15 protein-coding genes are annotated in these 15,918 nt (G+C 55.4%); 8 read left to right on the forward strand and 7 right to left on the reverse strand.

Annotation, left to right across the window (positions count from 1 at the left end; all coding sequences use genetic code 11):
• Window positions 1-110: 110 nt before the first annotated feature.
• Both BT114_RS09085 and BT114_RS09090 read left to right on the forward strand, forming a co-directional pair.
• On the forward strand, window positions 111-476 hold the full coding sequence (locus tag BT114_RS09085) for a bacteriohemerythrin (RefSeq protein ID WP_072326132.1): 366 nt from the start codon (window positions 111-113) through the stop codon (window positions 474-476).
• Window positions 473-724, forward strand: coding sequence for a hypothetical protein (locus BT114_RS09090; RefSeq protein ID WP_072326134.1), 252 nt, complete (start codon window positions 473-475; stop codon window positions 722-724). Before BT114_RS09085 ends, BT114_RS09090 begins: the two co-directional genes overlap by 4 nt.
• A gap of 61 nt (window positions 725-785) precedes the next feature.
• Here BT114_RS09090 and BT114_RS09095 read toward each other — a convergent pair whose 3' ends face one another.
• The 3 genes from BT114_RS09095 to BT114_RS09105 all read right to left on the reverse strand — a co-directional run bounded on the left by BT114_RS09095 (window position 786) and on the right by BT114_RS09105 (window position 4,286).
• A complete protein-coding gene (locus tag BT114_RS09095) occupies window positions 786-2,354 on the reverse strand; it encodes a SulP family inorganic anion transporter (protein WP_072326136.1) in 1,569 nt (522 codons plus the stop codon).
• 113 nt (window positions 2,355-2,467) lie between these two features.
• Window positions 2,468-2,902: an ArsC/Spx/MgsR family protein gene (locus BT114_RS09100; protein ID WP_072326138.1), complete on the reverse strand. Its 435-nt coding sequence runs from the start codon at window positions 2,900-2,902 to the stop codon at window positions 2,468-2,470.
• Window positions 2,903-2,918: 16 nt separating this feature from the next.
• Window positions 2,919-4,286, reverse strand: coding sequence for a (Fe-S)-binding protein (locus tag BT114_RS09105; protein WP_072326140.1), 1,368 nt, complete (start codon window positions 4,284-4,286; stop codon window positions 2,919-2,921).
• Window positions 4,287-4,507: 221 nt separating this feature from the next.
• Between BT114_RS09105 and BT114_RS09110 the strand changes: the two genes are divergently transcribed.
• On the forward strand, window positions 4,508-6,334 hold the full coding sequence (locus tag BT114_RS09110; RefSeq protein WP_072326142.1) for an ABC transporter ATP-binding protein: 1,827 nt from the start codon (window positions 4,508-4,510) through the stop codon (window positions 6,332-6,334).
• Window positions 6,335-6,336: 2 nt separating this feature from the next.
• Window positions 6,337-6,852: a GNAT family N-acetyltransferase gene (locus tag BT114_RS09115; protein WP_072326144.1), complete on the forward strand. Its 516-nt coding sequence runs from the start codon at window positions 6,337-6,339 to the stop codon at window positions 6,850-6,852.
• Here BT114_RS09115 and BT114_RS09120 read toward each other — a convergent pair.
• A complete protein-coding gene (locus BT114_RS09120; RefSeq protein ID WP_072326146.1) occupies window positions 6,794-8,119 on the reverse strand; it encodes an MATE family efflux transporter in 1,326 nt (441 codons plus the stop codon). The two genes, BT114_RS09115 and BT114_RS09120, sit on opposite strands and share 59 nt — an antisense overlap.
• A 308-nt stretch (window positions 8,120-8,427) precedes the next feature.
• Between BT114_RS09120 and BT114_RS09130 the strand changes: the two genes are divergently transcribed.
• Together BT114_RS09130 and alaC are read left to right on the forward strand one after the other, a co-directional pair.
• Window positions 8,428-9,045, forward strand: coding sequence for an ATPase (locus BT114_RS09130; RefSeq protein WP_072326151.1), 618 nt, complete (start codon window positions 8,428-8,430; stop codon window positions 9,043-9,045).
• 146 nt (window positions 9,046-9,191) lie between these two features.
• Window positions 9,192-10,418 (forward strand): alanine transaminase, encoded by a 1,227-nt coding sequence (gene alaC, locus BT114_RS09135; RefSeq protein ID WP_072326153.1) that lies wholly within the window; start codon window positions 9,192-9,194, stop codon window positions 10,416-10,418.
• Here alaC and BT114_RS09140 read toward each other — a convergent pair.
• Window positions 10,372-11,154 (reverse strand): DUF3750 domain-containing protein, encoded by a 783-nt coding sequence (locus BT114_RS09140; RefSeq protein WP_177247072.1) that lies wholly within the window; start codon window positions 11,152-11,154, stop codon window positions 10,372-10,374. The genes alaC and BT114_RS09140 overlap by 47 nt on opposite strands.
• A 105-nt stretch (window positions 11,155-11,259) precedes the next feature.
• Here BT114_RS09140 and BT114_RS09145 point away from each other — a divergent pair, with 105 nt between their 5' ends.
• Complete coding sequence (locus BT114_RS09145) at window positions 11,260-13,050, forward strand: protein kinase domain-containing protein (protein ID WP_072326155.1); 1,791 nt, start codon at window positions 11,260-11,262, stop codon at window positions 13,048-13,050.
• Window positions 13,051-13,068: 18 nt separating this feature from the next.
• On the opposite strand, the gene BT114_RS09150 is transcribed toward BT114_RS09145, so the two are convergent.
• Together BT114_RS09150 and BT114_RS09155 are read right to left on the reverse strand one after the other, a co-directional pair.
• A complete protein-coding gene (locus tag BT114_RS09150; RefSeq protein ID WP_072326156.1) occupies window positions 13,069-13,395 on the reverse strand; it encodes a hypothetical protein in 327 nt (108 codons plus the stop codon).
• 54 nt (window positions 13,396-13,449) lie between these two features.
• On the reverse strand, window positions 13,450-15,315 hold the full coding sequence (locus tag BT114_RS09155) for a diguanylate cyclase (protein ID WP_072326157.1): 1,866 nt from the start codon (window positions 15,313-15,315) through the stop codon (window positions 13,450-13,452).
• 183 nt (window positions 15,316-15,498) lie between these two features.
• On the opposite strand from BT114_RS09155, the gene BT114_RS09160 reads away from it, so the two are divergent.
• The gene (locus BT114_RS09160) at window positions 15,499-15,906 is read left to right on the forward strand and encodes a hypothetical protein (RefSeq protein WP_072326158.1); all 408 of its coding nucleotides are present in this window, start codon (window positions 15,499-15,501) and stop codon (window positions 15,904-15,906) included.
• Window positions 15,907-15,918 lie beyond the last annotated feature (12 nt).

Below are 15,918 nucleotides of genomic sequence, written 5' to 3' on the forward strand. Positions count from 1 at the left end.
ACATCAACTCAGGCGCATTTTTTGCATCACCTCGGCTAATTTTAAAGCGGAGGTGGCATGTCAGACTCTTTTTTATCCTTTCAGCATCTGGGCCATGAAGCCATGAAGCCATGGACCAGGATCATCTGGCCTTGCATCAGCTGCTGGACGCCTTGCAGCAGGCCGATAAGGCGGCTTTCAAAAGTGGTTTTGCCGAGCTGATCGAGCTGACTGCGAGGCATTTTGCCGAAGAGGAACTGCTGATGGATCAATCAGGTTTTCCGGCCACAGCCGAACACAAGTCAGAACACGCCCGCTTATTGTCGGAAATGCGCCAGATCGGCCAGCGTGTCGCTGAAGGCAAGCAGATGCTGGGTCGGGGTTATGTGCAGGACCGTCTGCCGCAATGGTTGAAGCTGCATGTCAGTTCGGTGGACTCTTCGCTGGTGGCCCATCTGCAAAAATCAGGTCTGGGTGATGCAGGAGGTTCATCATGAGCAGTTACCATCTGATCCGTCATCTGGAAGGCAGCTTGCAGGCGGTGATGGAGTTGCAGCCCCAGGAACAGATGCAGCATTGGCGTTTGATGGTGAAGTTGATTTATGCCGGTGAAGCAGCCGGAGAGATCAGTTTTAACCTGCACAACTATTCTGAAGATGAAGCTCGCGATCTGGTGCATAACATCACTGATCACGGTTTCATCATGCGGGAAATTGATGACCTGCTGTTTGGTGACAGTGAATGAAATCACCGGGCATCCTTGCCCGGTTGGGGTTGCTGTCTGTCATCAGAAGAAAGTGCTGGCATCAGGGTGAAGCGGTGGCCTTTTCCAGACTGTCGTGAATGATCTCCGGGGGTAGATGTGGTGCATGAAGCTGCAGCAGTTGCTCCTTCACTTCCGGACTGGCAATCACTGTGGCCTTGATGCCTTTTTTCTGCAGTCGTGCCGCCATCTCATCTAGTGCAAAAATGGCGGTCAGATCCATAAAGTGCACCTGGCTGCAGTTGAAGATGATCTCACGGGTATCCAGCACCTGGTCCACCCTTTCGATTCGATCCAGCATCTGGCTGGTGGTCCCGAAAAACAGTGCCCCCCTCACATTGACTACTCGCACTCCGTGTTGCAGTACCGGCATGCCGGGCACTGTGCCGCTGTCATCGTGAAAGGAAATGTGTGCTTCTTTTGCCACACGCCAGGTCAGCAGGCCCATGGCCAGTACCACGCCGGCACCCACGGCGATCACCAGATCCACCAACACCGTCAGGGCAAACACCACCACCATGATCAGGCTTTCCTGTTTCGGGATGCGCTTGATCAGTTTCAGCAGGCGGTAGTCCAGAATATCGATGCCAACCTTGATCAGGATGCCGGCCAGCACGGCCAGCGGAATGCCGGAAGCCAGTGGTGCCAGGCCCAGCAGCAACAACAGCAGGAACACTGAGTGCACCACGCCGCTCAGACGAGTCTGGCCGCCGGAGTTGACATTGACCACGGTTCGCATGGTGGCACCGGCACCGGGCAGGCCACCGATGAAAGAACACAATACATTGCCAAGGCCCTGACCGATCAGCTCCTTGTTGGGGCGATGGCGGGTCTGGGTGATGGAGTCTGCCACCAGGGAGGTCAGCAGGCTGTCGATGCTGCCCAGCAGGGCCAGTGTTAGGCCCAGGGTGAAGATCAGCGTCCACTGCTCCAGACTGAAGTGGGGTAAGTGCAGGTCTGGCAGGCCGGTGGGAATGTGGCCGATGGTTGGTACATCAAAGCCCAGGATCACGGACAGCAGGGTACAGGCTATCAGTGCCAGCAGCGGTGATGGCATGAAGCGGCTGATGCGAATGGGGGTCAGAAACACGATGGCCAGGGTGATGGCACCTAGCAGTAGGGCTTGATGATTAAAGGCACCCAGGGTGGCCGGAATATTGGCCAGGGCTTTTAAAGGGGATGATGAAGGCGGTGCGCCCAGTAAGGGCCCAAACTGCAACAGAATGATGATGATACCGATGCCACTCATAAAACCGGAGATCACCGGGTAGGGGATGTAACGCACCAATCCACCGGTTTTCATCAGACCCAATGCAACCTGCAGCAGACCACCAACCAATACCACGGCCAGCGCCATTTCAAAACTGCCACCAAAGGCTGCAATGGCTGAAGCAAACACCACCGTCATTGGGCCGGTGGGGCCAGAAATCTGTACGCGGGTGCCACCAAACAGGGTTGCCATCAGGCCCAGTGCAATGGCGCCGTAAAGTCCTGCTGCAGCACCGGCACCGGATGCGACCCCGAAGGCCAGCGCCAGTGGCAGCGCCACCACTCCTGCGGTCAGGCCACCAAACAGGTCGCCGCGTAGGGTTGTTGCGGAAATATTTTGCATGAATGAAGCCCGGTTTGTTGTTGTCTTTATCCTGAGTCTTTCAGTTGTGCAAAGATCAAGTTACGGCAATCACCGGGCGAATGCAAACCCCCAAAAAGCAGTAGAAGCAAGCATTAATGATGTGTTTCCGGCGCTTTACACTGGCTGCCTGAATGGGATCTGGTGCAGGTCTGCACATCCATCGCTGTATCCTGTTGATCCAGCCCCACCCAGGCCTTGACCTCTGCCAGATCAAAACCCACCATGCGGCGTTCTTCACTGATCATCAGCGGGCGCCTGATCAGCAGAGGGTCTTCCAGCATCAGTGCCAGAGCCTGAGCTTCAGTCAGGTGATCCGGTGTCACTTCACCTTGTTTGATTCGCGGGGCCGCTGGGTTAAACCACTGTTGCAGTGGCAGGCCCTCAAAAAAGGCCTGCAGACGCTCTGTGGTCCAGGGTTCGGTCAGCAGGTTGCAGGCGATCACTTCATGGCCGGAGGCCTGAAGTAACTGTTTCTGGCGGGTATTGTTCATGCAGCCGGGCTTTTCATAAAAAACAATGCGTGCCATCTTGAGTCCCTCGGTTTTATTGCTGTAATCGGTCGCGTAGCAGTTGCACCAGATGCCTGGGTTGCCGGCCAGTGTGGCTGATGATCTGCTGGCGGCAGGAAAAACCATTGGCTAGAACCGCAGCCTGGGGTTGCTGCTCCAGAGCGGGCAGCAGGGCGTCAGCAGCCATTGCCTGAGACAAGGCGTGATGTTCCTTTTCATAACCAAAGCTACCACCCATGCCACAACAACTGGCTTCAATAAACTCCACCTGGGTGCCTGGCAGGTAACTGAGTACCTTGCGCATGGATTTCATGGCTCCTACAGCCTTTTGATGGCAATGACCGTGCACCAGCAGTGGTTCGCCTTCACCATTGAGTGGGTCAGCAGTGAAGTTGAGCTTTAATTTGCCGGTACGCAGCTCGCGGGCCAGAAACTCTTCCAGTAACCAGGACTGGCGGCTGATTTTTTCTGCTGCATCACCCAGCCCCAGTGCCCGATAATCATCACGCAGGGCCAGCAGGCAAGAAGGCTCCAGGCCAACAATCGGATAACCCTGTTCCACCCAGGGCAGTAATGCATGCAAGACTCTCTGGGCTTCGTGACGGGCTTCCTTGATGAGTCCCTGTGCCAGCAGACTGCGTCCACAACAAAGCGGGCGATCAGGCTCTGCATCTTCTGCCGCAGCCTGCACCAATTGCACTTCACAGCCACCGGCCTGCAACAGCTCCAGGGCTGCTTCGGCCAGCTCCGGCTGGTAATGACGCGTCCAGCTATCAACAAACAGCACCAGGCGCAGTTCTGATACTGGTGGCAGACAGGCATCCTGGTTGTTCTGCAGTGGTTCACGAAAGGGTTGCTGGCAGGCGACCGGCAGGGTACGAGGTGCCAGTCCCAATAGCAGCTTGTTTAACTGGCGCAGCAGTGCAAAACGGTTGTGCAGCTTCGGCAAACGCCCCAGCAACGGCCAGCGGTGCATCCATTGTGGCAGTTTGCCAAGCAGCCTGGTGCGCAGGCCTGCGCCATGATAACTGTGGCGCTGAGCCAGGTATTCCAGCTTGATTTGTGCCAGATCCACGCTGTTTTCACATTCACGCTTGCAGCCTTTACAGCCCACACACAGGGCCATGGCTTTTGCCAGTTCCTGATCCAGCAGCAGGGTTTCCGGTGATTCACTGTTTAATGCGCGTTTCAGCAGCTTCACCCGGCCACCAGGCGTGAAAGCGGGATCCCCCGTGACTCGATAGCTGGGGCACATCACACCACGGTCACGGGTTTCACACTGACGGCTGTTGATGCAGACGGCTACAGCCTTGGCAAAATCACCGCCTCGCCTGGGGATGTCAGCATAGGCATCACCCATACCGGCATCCTTGTATTCACGCCAGTCCAGAAAATGTTTCATCTGCGATTATCCTTCAACAAGTGCACCTGGATTCAGCACTGGCAGATGCAAGGCTTGTGCCGGGCCGGAAAGTCGCATTTATTCAGTGGTTGTAGATCAGCGATGTTGTATTTGTGACAGAGCAGCAGGTGCTTTTTACTGATTTGCCACAGCTAGACTGACGAGTCAAAATTTCGTGTTAAACTTCCGTTTCTTTTCTACTTATTTGCAGGATGCCTGACATGTTGCGCTGGTTTGAGTCCCGCCTGAATCCTTTCCCGCCTGAAGAACCGCAGGAGCCGCCACGGACACTGCTGGCTTTCTGCCTGTATTTCACCAAGGGCTCCTGGCCCTGGATTAGTGTCACAGCCGTGCTGATGGCGTGTATTGCGCTGGTGGAAGTCTGGCTGTTCAGTTTTCTGGGTGAGGTGGTGAACTGGTTGTCGGTACAGAACCGGGAAACCTTTCTGGCCACCGAGGGCTGGAAGTTGGCTGGCATGGCGCTGGTGATTCTGGGGCTGCCCTTGATGGTGCTGATGCATTCGCTGCTGAGTTTTCAGGTGCTGATGGGCAACTACCCGATGCGCATTCGCTGGATGGTGCACCGTTACCTGCTGAAGCAGTCGATGGCTTTTTATCAGGATGAGTTTGCCGGGCGCATTGCCACCAAACTGATGCAGACCTCTCTGGCGGTGCGGGAGTGTGTCATCAAGCTGGTGGATGTGCTGAATTACGTGTCGGTCTACTTCATTGGCACCCTGGTGATTGTGGCTTTTGCCGACCCGCGCCTGATGGCACCACTGGTGCTCTGGCTGGCGGGTTACATCCTGCTGATGCGGTTTTTTATTCCGGTGATGGGTCGGGTGGCGCAGGAACAGGCGGATGCCCGTTCCATCATGACCGGGCGGGTGGTGGACGCTTATACCAATATCCAGACGGTGAAGCTGTTTTCTCATGCCCGGCGTGAATCGGATTATGCCCGTGAAGGCATGGACAACTTTCTGGTCACGGTGCACCGGCAGATGCGGCTGGTGACGGGTTTCAACACCAGCCTTTACCTGCTGAATTCGCTGCTGCTGCTGTCGGTGGCCAGTCTGGCCATCTGGCTGTGGCTGGGAGATCTGATCAGTGTGGGTGCAGTGGCTGTGGCGCTGGGTCTGGTGCTGCGCCTGTCTGGCATGTCCCAGTGGATCATGTGGGAGGTGGCCTCGCTGTTTGAAAACATCGGTACGGTGAAGGATGGCATTGGCACCATTTCAAAACCCCAGGTGGTTGAGGATGTGCCGAATGCGCCACCTTTGCAGGTGGAAAAAGGCCGAATTCAGTTTGATGCCCTACGTTTTCATTACGGCAAGGGTTCCGGAGTGATTGAAAACCTGTCGCTGGATATCCAGCCCGGTGAAAAGGTGGGGCTGGTGGGGCGTTCGGGTGCCGGAAAGTCCACCCTGGTGAACCTGCTGCTGCGTTTTTATGATCTGGAAGGCGGCCGCATCGTGATTGACGGGCAGGACATTGCCGGCGTTCAGCAAGACAGCCTGCGTGCTGCCATCGGCATGGTCAGTCAGGATACCTCGCTGCTACACCGCTCGGTGCGCGACAACATCCGTTATGGCAAACCCGATGCCACAGAAGAAGACGTATGGCATGCAGCAGTCCAGGCACAGGCTGACACCTTTATCCCAGCGCTGGAAGATATCAAAGGCCGCAAGGGGTTGGATGCCCACGTGGGTGAACGGGGGGTGAAACTCTCCGGTGGTCAGCGTCAGCGGGTGGCCATTGCCCGGGTGATGCTGAAGGATGCCCCGATCCTGATACTGGATGAAGCCACCTCGGCACTGGATTCGGAAGTGGAAGCCGCCATTCAGGACAATCTCAATCGCCTGATGGAAGGCAAAACGGTGATTGCCATTGCCCACCGCCTGTCCACCATTGCCCAGATGGATCGGCTGGTGGTGATGGATCAGGGCCAGATCGTGGAAACCGGCACTCATGAACAACTGATAGCCAGCGGTGGTTTGTATGCCCAGTTGTGGGCGCGCCAGTCTGGTGGTTTTCTGGCGGAGGATTAAGCATGACCGCATTGCAGATCAGAAACGCCCGGAGCAGTGATCTGGATGCCATACTGACCATTCAGGCACTGTGTTACACCGAGTTGGAGCCGGAGTCGGCCCGGTCGATGGGTGCCAAGTTGGCTGCAGCGCCGAACAGTTGTTTTGTGGCTGAGCATCAGGGCCGGGTGGTGGCTTATCTGCTGTCCCTGCCCTGGCTGTTGCACCGCTTGCCCGCTCTGAACAGTCAGGAATGCCAGTTGCCGCATCAGCCGGATTGTTTTTACCTGCATGATCTGGCGGTGGTCCCACAGGGACGCAAGCTGGGTGCCGGGCGGGCATTGATTCAGGCCTTTTTCACCGCATTGACCCGTGCCGGGCTGGATGTGGCCTGTCTGGTGGCGGTGCAGGGTTCCGGTGATTACTGGCAGCGCTGGGGATTTGTGGTGCAACAGCCGGATGCCGAGCTGCAACATAAACTCAGCAGTTATGGTGAGGGGGTGGAGTATCGGGTGTGGTCGCGTGAAAGCGTTTTCTGAATACCCAGGCCAGTGTCAGCCCGCGCAGGGCATTAAACACCAGCAAGGCCGCCCACAAGCCATGATTGCCCCAATCCTGCAATAACCACCAGGCCAGCAGGTAACCGGCCAGTGAAAGCAGCAGGGTATTGCGCATGGCATCCGTCCAGGTGGCCCCGATGAACACTCCATCAAACAGATAACACCAGAGTGATACCGGCAGAATCAGCCACAACCAAGGCAGGTGGTTTTCCGCCACCTGACGCACCTCCGGCAGATCGGTAAGCCGGTGGATCAGCCATGCACCACCCAGCCAGACCAACAGTGTCAGCAGCAAAGCGGTGACGACTGATAAAAACAGCCCGGCACGAAAAACCTGCACTGCTTCCTGATGGCTGCGGGCAAAAGCAGCACCAAAACGTGCTTCCACCGCCTGAGCAAAACCATCCAGCAAATAACTGGATAACATCACCAGCTGCATCAACACCGCATTAGCAGCCAGCACTTCGTTACCCTGCTGGGCACCCTGACGGGTGAAAAAGGCCAGTGCCAGCAGCAGCGCCAGGGTACGCACAAACAGGTCACTGTTCACCTGAATCAACCTTTTGAGAGCGGCTGCGTCAGCAGTGGGGCGTTGCAGGGGAATGCCCAACTGACGGCAGGTGCGCAACAACCAGAATAGTCCAGCCACAGCAGCGGCCCATTCCGCCAACAGACTGGCCAGTGCCACACCGTTGCTGGTCATGCCCAACTCCAGTACAAACCACAGATCCAGCAGGATATTTATACCGTTAGCTAATATCAGCAGGGCCAACACCACTCGACTGCGCCCCAGGCCGATGGCAACACCCAGCACCACGTATTGCATCAAAACCGCAGGAGCACTCCACAGACGAATGCTGATGTACTCTGCCGCCAGCAGACGGGTTTCCGGTTCACCATCCAGCAGTGTCAGCAGCCACGGCACCAACGGCCGCAGCAGTTGCAGTGTCAATCCCAGCAAAAACGCCAGCCCCAGTGCCTGTAAAATCAATCGGCCCAGTGCAGCCTGATCCTGCCTGCCCCAGGCCTGAGCCACCAAGCCAGTGGTGCCCATGCGCAGAAAACCAAAACCCCAGTACAAAAAGCTGAACACCACCGCACCCAGCGCCACTGCCGCGAGGTAACGACCATCCGGCAAATGCCCCAGCACTGCCGTATCCACCAACCCCAGCAGTGGAATGGTGCAATTGGACAACAAAATCGGCCAGGCCAGACGAAACAAAGGGCGGGTTTGAGCAGGGAGCATGGAAATGTGCCGTTGGGAATGGGTGTTGGCTTATTGTTGGGCTTTACGCAATAATGAACAGAGCATGTCCAAGTGTTCTAGGAGGTATCTATGATACGCGAGACCAAACCCTTGCATTATGGTAAAACCGAATCTTCGCATGAGCAGAAGGCCGGATCTCTAGATGATTGTAAATTATATAACTCTGATGATGCCGATATGTATCAGATACTTCAGACGGTTTCTATTCGTGTAGCTGAATCTGTAGCCAGGGCAGACCTGATCCATAAGCAGCGTCTACAGAAGATTCATGCGGCCACCATCTAGCCATGAGAAAACCAGTATTGGCAATCATTGCTGGCCCTAATGGATCAGGAAAAACCACGATTACTGAGGTTCTTTTACAGCATCAATGGCTGAAAGAATGTGTGTATATCAACCCGGATAACCTTGCTCGGGATCTGGGAGACTGGAACGACCCGAAACTATCCCTGCAGGCTGCAAATCAGGCCGCTGAGTTACGTGAAAAGCTGCTGAAAGAGCAAAAATCCATAGCGTTTGAAACGGTGTTTTCTGCACCTGATAAGCTGGATTACCTGAAGCGGGCGAAACAGGCAGGTTATTTTACTAGGCTATTTTTTGTCTCCACCAGTTGCCCTTCAATCAATGCTGCCCGTATCACCAAAAGGTATTTGCTGGGTGGCCATGAAGTGCCTATTTCCAAGATCGTTGAGCGTTATTACAAATCCATCCAGCAAGCGGCGGATGCAATTCCTTATGTTGATCGCTTGGATGTTTTTGATAACAGCCAGGAAGGTGAGGGTGTCTGGCTGCGTCTGTTCAAATTCGGTCCCGAGTACCGGATGAAACTGATGATTGGTCAAGATCAGTTGCCAAGCTGGTCTGCTTCGCTTTATCAAACAGCAACTGAGCTTCAGACAAGCTAACCTGATGGCTTTCAAGTACTGGTTTGGCAGGATTTAGTAACCTGCATCTGGTTTTTTCTCAATCGGCATTATATGCTCTGGTGCGGATCGAATGATCGGTCCACGTCGCTGGGACGGTTCCCGGCGCTGACGCTATCGAGTGTATTATGAGCAAAGACACCTCTGGTGTGCCTTCTGCACGCCGTTTTTCCCGTATTGATCGCCTGCCTCCTTATGTATTCAACATCACTGCCGAGCTGAAGATGGCGGCTCGCCGTCGTGGTGAGGACATCATTGATTTCAGCATGGGCAACCCGGATGGCGCCACACCGCCACACATTGTTGAAAAACTCTGTGCCGTGGCTCAGCGTGAAAACACCCACGGTTATTCCACTTCTCGCGGCATTCCGCGCCTGCGCCGGGCCATTGCCAACTGGTATCAACAGCGTTTTGATGTGCAGATCGACCCGGAAACCGAAGCCATTGTCACCATCGGTTCCAAGGAAGGGCTGGCGCACCTGATGCTGGCCACCCTGGATCATGGCGACATGGTGCTGGTGCCCAATCCCAGTTATCCGATTCATATTTACGGTGCGGTGATTGCCGGTGCCCAGGTGCGTTCGGTGCCGCTGATTCCGGGCGTGGATTTTTTTGTGGAGCTGGAACGGGCGATCCGCGAAAGCATTCCCAAACCCAAGATGATGATTCTGGGTTTCCCGTCCAACCCGACCGCACAATGTGTGGAACTGGACTTTTTTGAGCGGGTGGTGGCGCTGGCACGGGAGCACAACATCATTGTGGTGCATGACCTGGCTTATGCCGACATTGTGTTTGATGGCTGGAAAGCACCGTCCATCATGCAGGTGGAAGGGGCGCGGGATGTGGCGGTGGAGTTTTTCACCCTGTCCAAGAGTTACAACATGGCTGGCTGGCGCATCGGCTTTATGGTCGGTAATGCTGAACTGGTGCAGGCACTGGCACGCATCAAGAGTTATCACGACTATGGCACCTTCACGCCCTTGCAGGTGGCGGCCATTGCTGCGCTGGAAGGGGATCAGCAGTGTGTGCGTGATATTGCCGAACAATACCGTAAACGCCGTGACACGCTGGTGAAAGGGCTGTACGAAGCTGGCTGGATGGTTGATAAACCCAAGGCCTCCATGTACATCTGGGCCAGAATCCCTGATCAATACCGTGCCATGGGATCACTGGAGTTCGCCAAGAGGTTGTTGGCCGAAGCCCGGGTTTGTGTGTCGCCGGGCGTGGGTTTTGGTGATTACGGTGATGATTATGTGCGTTTTGCCCTGATCGAAAACGAAAACCGCATCCGTCAGGCGGTACGGGGCATCAAGGCGATGTTCCGTCACGATGCCCAGCAGGCCACGGACTCCTGAAACTCAGCTGCCCGAAACCGGGCAGCTTCACACCCAGATGCCAGGGGTCGATCCCAAAGTTCAGCCCCAGCAGATTGACTTCCAACCCCTCCTGCACACTGGTGGCAACCCCGGCATAACCGAACAGGGATGCCTGGTAGCCGCTGTTGCTGGGGGTGCGGTTGAACGCACCGGGAGCCGGGTAGTCCTTGCCAATGGCGATGTTTGGCAGCACCACTTGCAGTTGCGGCGTTTCCCGGATCAACCAGGCCACAAAGGTGTTGCTGTTCGGTCCCGGCCAGGCTTCGTAGGTGTCCGGGTAGGGGTAGCTCTTTACGGCTGCCAGAAGATTCGGAATCGCCGCTTCGGCTTCAGCGCCACGCAGTTCGGCCAGCAATCGCGGCTCAGCACCGTACCAACGACGATCCGGCAGGTCCGGGCCGGAGCGGACAATCGGGCGACGCCAGCCCATCACTTCATGCACCTGCCAGTGATCAGCATCGGCTTCCTTGGTGGAAACCCAGGTGTGCACGGCAAAGTTGCCACGCCAACCGAAGGTACGCGCTGCGTACACCAGTACCACGGCTTCGGAAACGGCCTCAGCCGGTGGTGCCAGCCCGGCACTGGAACGATCGGCCTCTGACCAGTGCACCTGGGGTTTCAACAGGCTGCAGGCGGTCATCATGGCCGGTATTGCCAGCAGGGCAACAAGAAGCAACAGGCTGCGCAGCAGCCAGCTCAGTGAGCGTTTGATCATTGGTTTTTAATCATCTGCCTGGGCAGCTTGCCAAAGCTGCGGTCAACGAATAAGTTTCTGTATAGAACCCTTTGATAATAAAAGATTCCCTGTCCAAGGACATCCATGGCTACCGAAACACCGCTGTTGCAGCAGTTTTACATCAATGAAGAGCAGTCGCTTTACCTGATGAGCCATGAGGATGCCCAGAAGGTACGTGATTGGATCAGCCTGTGCCAGCAGCAGTTGCAGCAGGCGGGATTCAGTGACATCGAGCTGGTCGGTAAGGGAGCCTTTGGTTTTGTGTTTGGCGGCCGGGGCAGAGATGGCCGCGAGTATGTATTCAAGTTTTCCCGTATCAATCTGCCTCAGGCGGTGCAGGACCGGTTGGAGGAAGAAGCCTGGATGCAGGGGCAGGTGCAGCATGCCTTCATTCCCCGTCTGTATGAGTACACCCGCCTGGCGCGTCAGTCGGTGCTGGTGATGGAAAGGGCCAGGGGCATGGATCTGGAAGCCTGGTCCTTGCAGCAGGGGCGTTTGCCAGCCCGACTGATTCTGCGGCTGGCCTGGCAACTGGTGGAAGTGCTGAATGCCCTGCGCAGTCATCACAATGAACAGGGCGAGGCGCCGCTGGTGCATGGTGACATCAAACCTTCCAATATCGTGTTTGATCCGCAGACGGAAAACATCAAGCTGATTGACTGGGGTTCCAGTGTATTTGCCCAGTTGGATGTCCGAGGCCAGCCGGTGGGCCACAGTGCCGCACTGGGTCTGGGTGATGTCGGCAGCAGTAATGCCCGGCTGGGGGATGTGTTTTTTATCGGCGATGAGCAGTTGAACGGCGGGCTGAGTTCCCCGCGTTTTGATGAGCAGGGGCTGGCAGCCACCCTTTATGCGCTGGCATCGGCGCAGTCCTGTCGCCACGGTATTCATGCCATTCCGGCCACTTCGCTGGGTTTGCCAACCGCTTTTGGTGAGAATCTGCAGCAATTACTGGCCGGTGATCCTCAGCAGCGACGGGAAGCTGGAGACCGGATGATGCAGCAGGCACATCACTTGAAGCGCTGGGTATTGCCGGATGCATCGGACCTTGAGGTGCGCCCGGCCTTGCCGGTGTGGGTGACCGAACAGCGTGAGGCACTGGAAACAGTAGTGTACAGCTCGCGTCGCAGCTTTCTGCGTGCTGAACAGCCGGATTTAAGCCTGCTGGCCGGTATCCGGGATGTGGAGCTGGAGAAATACTACAAGAACTTCCTGCAGGGCATGGGTGATACCGAGAAGGCTTTTCTGGCAGCGGTCAGCCGCCTGGGCAAATATCCCTTGCTGGGCGGTCTGGCGATTCACTGGCAAGGGGATCAGTTGCTGGTGGATTCCAATCTGAAACTGCATGACCCGCAGTTGCGCAGATCCTTTGTCGACTCCGTCAATAATCTGATGACCCTGGCACGAGCCATCAATCGGCAGGAAGGGGTATTCAAGTGCTGCATGTTTGATGCTCGTGCCACCCGCCACCTGGAACGGGATGATGAAAACCAGCCTTTTGTACCGCCGGATGACTGGCATTTGCCCTATGAGGTCTTGCCAACCCCGGCAGTGGAAGACAGCAGTCTCAGCCACTCCTATTTTGAGGACGGGGATGATCCGGATGAGCTCTTGCATTTGCCGCAAGCGATTCTGGATGAAATTGTGCGCTTGAATGCCATCCGCCATACCGGTCTGATCATTTTTGAAGCCCTGCCCAGGCATCTGAAGGTACACAGTTATTATGTGCTGCTGGATGTTTCACGAGAGGAAGAGTTTGCAGCCTGCCTGCAGCGCATTCGGGCGGCAATTCCGCAGATTAATGGCTTGGGAGTGTCGGGTTTCATGAAGATGCCCTATAAGAATACGCGGCATTTTGAACGGCTCAGCAGTTAAGAAGCTTCTTGAGTGCTCTCAGTGACTGAAAAAAACAAACATCCCACGCGCCGACAGGGCCAGCAGCGCCAGCGACAGCAGCAACAGCAGCAAGGCCAGCAGTTGGTAGGCCAATCGCAGCAGGCGCAGTTTGGTGCGCCGCCACCAGCCAGCAGTCGGTTCAGGCTGTGGCAGGTGTTGAAACAGTGTCAGGAAAGCGTACAGCAGCAGTGACCAGATCAGCAGCAGGATTGCTGGCAACTGCAGGGTCAGGATGAAGGCGATCAACCCTGCTGCAGCCAGCAGCAGGGCCGGTACTCTCAGGAAGGCCAGGTGTTGTGCCCGGCGCTCCAGCCAGTTCAGCATGGGTTTTCCAGTCTGTTCGTATGGATTCCGGTGCCCTGGCAGTGCTTGTACGGATCAGTATTTTTCTTCTGAAACCCACAGATCCGGCGTAAAGCGCACCACCTGGTTGCGACCTCTTTCCTTGGCAGCATACAGGGAAACGTCCGCAAATTTAAGCACCTGCCAGAAGGCCTGGCCATCATTGGGATAATCTGCCAGACCGGCCGAGATGGTTTTGTTCAACAGTACACCGCCCGCCTTGAACTGATGATTTTCCACTGCCTTGCGTATTTTTTCAGCCACCAGCATGCCGCTGGCTGAATCGGTATCTGGCAGGATAATCAGGAATTCTTCACCGCCATAACGGATGACCAGGTCGGATTCACGCACGTTGGCGCGAAAGATATTGGCCAGATCCACCAGAATGCTGTCACCGACATCATGCCCGTAGGTGTCATTGACCTTCTTGAAGTAGTCCAGGTCCAGCATGATCAGTGTCATGGCTGTTTCACGGCGCTTGCACTGATTGACCAGGGTATCGGAATACTCCTCCAGAAAGCGACGATTGCGCAGGCCGGTCATGGCATCATTCAGTGTCGACTCCCGCAGGCTGGCCATCAGGCGTTTGGCCTGCAGAACCGGGGCAGCCTCCCGCAGGTAGGACTCAACCAGCGGGCGGACACGTTCGGCACGTTGAACATCAGTGTGATCCAGCACCAGTTGAATGACACTGCCAACGCCACCGGACTGAATCACAGGCAGACAGAGGTAGGTTTTATGCTGCTGGCGGGCCTCAGTGGAGAAGGAGCGGCAGATCAGGTTATTTTCAGTGCCATCAATAAAGTGCCCGGTGCGTACCGCCCTGCAAGCGGTGCACTTGTCGGAGATGTCGGCATTGCACCAGTGAATCGGGGCCTGGGCAATGCCATCAACACAAACGGTATGAATCTGTTTTTTGAGTTGATCCACTTCGTAAATGGAAAAGGTTTCAAAATGAAACTCATCCTGCAGCACTTCACCAATGCGCTGGAACACTTCTTCACTGGATTCGTCTTCTTCGATGGCTTGCTTGAACTGGGCCACCTTGACTAACCCGGACACGGTGTTGGCCGTATCGGCAAGCAAATCCCCGTTTTCAAGTGGCTGGGATTGCACCAGATGAGCCACATTCTGACGAATTTCACTGAGTTTGCTGGTGATGCCTTCGGATAGACTATTGAAGTGGCGGGCAATGGCACCGATTTCATCATTACTGCGCTGTTGTACACGAACACTGAAATCACCGGTTTTGGCCTGGCGCACGGCATGTTCAATTTCACTGGCTGTAGTGACCAGCGGCTGCAGCAGGCGGCGCAGGAACAGCAGGGAAATGATGGAAAAGAGGGCAGTGGCACCAACCAGAACAATAACCGTGAGTATGGCGGCAGTACGCATGTGTTCAATGGAAGCGGTCAGGGTTACGGCACCCAGTACCGAGCCTTCAGGAACAGCATGGCAGCTCAGGCAGTTCACATCACCACGACTGGTGGCAATGTAAGGAATGGTGGCACGAAACTCCGGGGTGAGATGACCACCCACCAGGGTATAAACCGGCTGGCCACTGGCCAGTACCTGGAGGTCGATGGTGTCTGCATGGCTTTCCAGCGCCAGGCCATCACCAAACTGCTGGGCAACTAATTTACCACGAATGACACGGGCTTCATCCAGACCATCCACCTGGGCAATGCGTTTTAGCAGGGAGTCCCGTTCGTGCATGGTGCCGTTGATCATGGATTCTGTCAGTGCTACACGAATCATTTCTGCCGCGGTGCGCGTGTGCTCAGTCGCGGCCCGGATGGAAAAATCACGAAACGAAGCCAGGCTGGCCAGGGTGATCACCAGCGTGAGGGTTAACATGACAGAAGCCAGGGCCAGGAGGGTTTTGGTCTGGAGTTTGAGCATTTGCAGCGGTCCTTGACTCGGTATTAACAAAAATTTTTTCTTATGGGACATTTTGTCGCTTTATACCGCATGAATGTATTGTCCTACGGCAAATATTATGTAATTTGTTGAAGGGACTGTTTTTTTTGTAGGCATCTGGATTATGCTGAGGATCAGTACAATTGATGTAAGGGGCTGCAAGAGATGGATGATGACTGGAGAAAGTTGGCGCAGAAACCGGAAGACCGTCACAAGAAAATTCCGGAACGCCGCCGCCGTCGTGACCCGCTACTGAATCTGATCAGTATTTTTGGCGCGGTATCCTGGGTGCTGATGTTGCCAATCCTGTTTCTGGTGGAGCAGGCTCGCCCGGAAATGGAGACCTTTTTTGATCGCATGCTGGGTTTGAAAGTACGCCCGAGCTGGGATGAAACAGCTTATTATTATGCTTTTTTCTTGATGTTGGCGGTGTTGCTACTGGCTGGTTTTGGTTTGCTGCTTAATTCTTTGCGGAACCGCCGTAAAACGGATTCGATTCGCATTAACCTGGTCGTGGTGTTTACGCTGTCCTTATTGGGTGTGTTGCATTATTTGATTCGATTTGTGTTCTGAAAATAAAACCCG

This window comes from Marinospirillum alkaliphilum DSM 21637, assembly GCF_900119735.1.
Taxonomy (GTDB): domain Bacteria; phylum Pseudomonadota; class Gammaproteobacteria; order Pseudomonadales; family Halomonadaceae; genus Marinospirillum; species Marinospirillum alkaliphilum.

What these genes read in the sequence shown, in the direction of transcription:
- BT114_RS09105 (WP_072326140.1), bottom strand. Translation starts at nt 4,286, where the DNA reads ATGAAACATTTTCTGGACTGGCGTGAATACAAGGATGCCGGTATGGGT.
- BT114_RS09090 (WP_072326134.1), top strand. Translation starts at nt 473, where the DNA reads ATGAGCAGTTACCATCTGATCCGTCATCTGGAAGGCAGCTTGCAGGCG.
- BT114_RS09115 (WP_072326144.1), top strand. Translation starts at nt 6,337, where the DNA reads ATGACCGCATTGCAGATCAGAAACGCCCGGAGCAGTGATCTGGATGCC.
- BT114_RS09140 (WP_177247072.1), bottom strand. Translation starts at nt 11,154, where the DNA reads ATGATCAAACGCTCACTGAGCTGGCTGCTGCGCAGCCTGTTGCTTCTT.
- alaC (WP_072326153.1), top strand. Translation starts at nt 9,192, where the DNA reads ATGAGCAAAGACACCTCTGGTGTGCCTTCTGCACGCCGTTTTTCCCGT.
- BT114_RS09085 (WP_072326132.1), top strand. Translation starts at nt 111, where the DNA reads ATGGACCAGGATCATCTGGCCTTGCATCAGCTGCTGGACGCCTTGCAG.
- BT114_RS09110 (WP_072326142.1), top strand. Translation starts at nt 4,508, where the DNA reads ATGTTGCGCTGGTTTGAGTCCCGCCTGAATCCTTTCCCGCCTGAAGAA.
- BT114_RS09100 (WP_072326138.1), bottom strand. Translation starts at nt 2,902, where the DNA reads ATGGCACGCATTGTTTTTTATGAAAAGCCCGGCTGCATGAACAATACC.
- BT114_RS09145 (WP_072326155.1), top strand. Translation starts at nt 11,260, where the DNA reads ATGGCTACCGAAACACCGCTGTTGCAGCAGTTTTACATCAATGAAGAG.
- BT114_RS09160 (WP_072326158.1), top strand. Translation starts at nt 15,499, where the DNA reads ATGGATGATGACTGGAGAAAGTTGGCGCAGAAACCGGAAGACCGTCAC.
- BT114_RS09130 (WP_072326151.1), top strand. Translation starts at nt 8,428, where the DNA reads ATGAGAAAACCAGTATTGGCAATCATTGCTGGCCCTAATGGATCAGGA.
- BT114_RS09155 (WP_072326157.1), bottom strand. Translation starts at nt 15,315, where the DNA reads ATGCTCAAACTCCAGACCAAAACCCTCCTGGCCCTGGCTTCTGTCATG.
- BT114_RS09095 (WP_072326136.1), bottom strand. Translation starts at nt 2,354, where the DNA reads ATGCAAAATATTTCCGCAACAACCCTACGCGGCGACCTGTTTGGTGGC.
- BT114_RS09120 (WP_072326146.1), bottom strand. Translation starts at nt 8,119, where the DNA reads ATGCTCCCTGCTCAAACCCGCCCTTTGTTTCGTCTGGCCTGGCCGATT.
- BT114_RS09150 (WP_072326156.1), bottom strand. Translation starts at nt 13,395, where the DNA reads ATGCTGAACTGGCTGGAGCGCCGGGCACAACACCTGGCCTTCCTGAGA.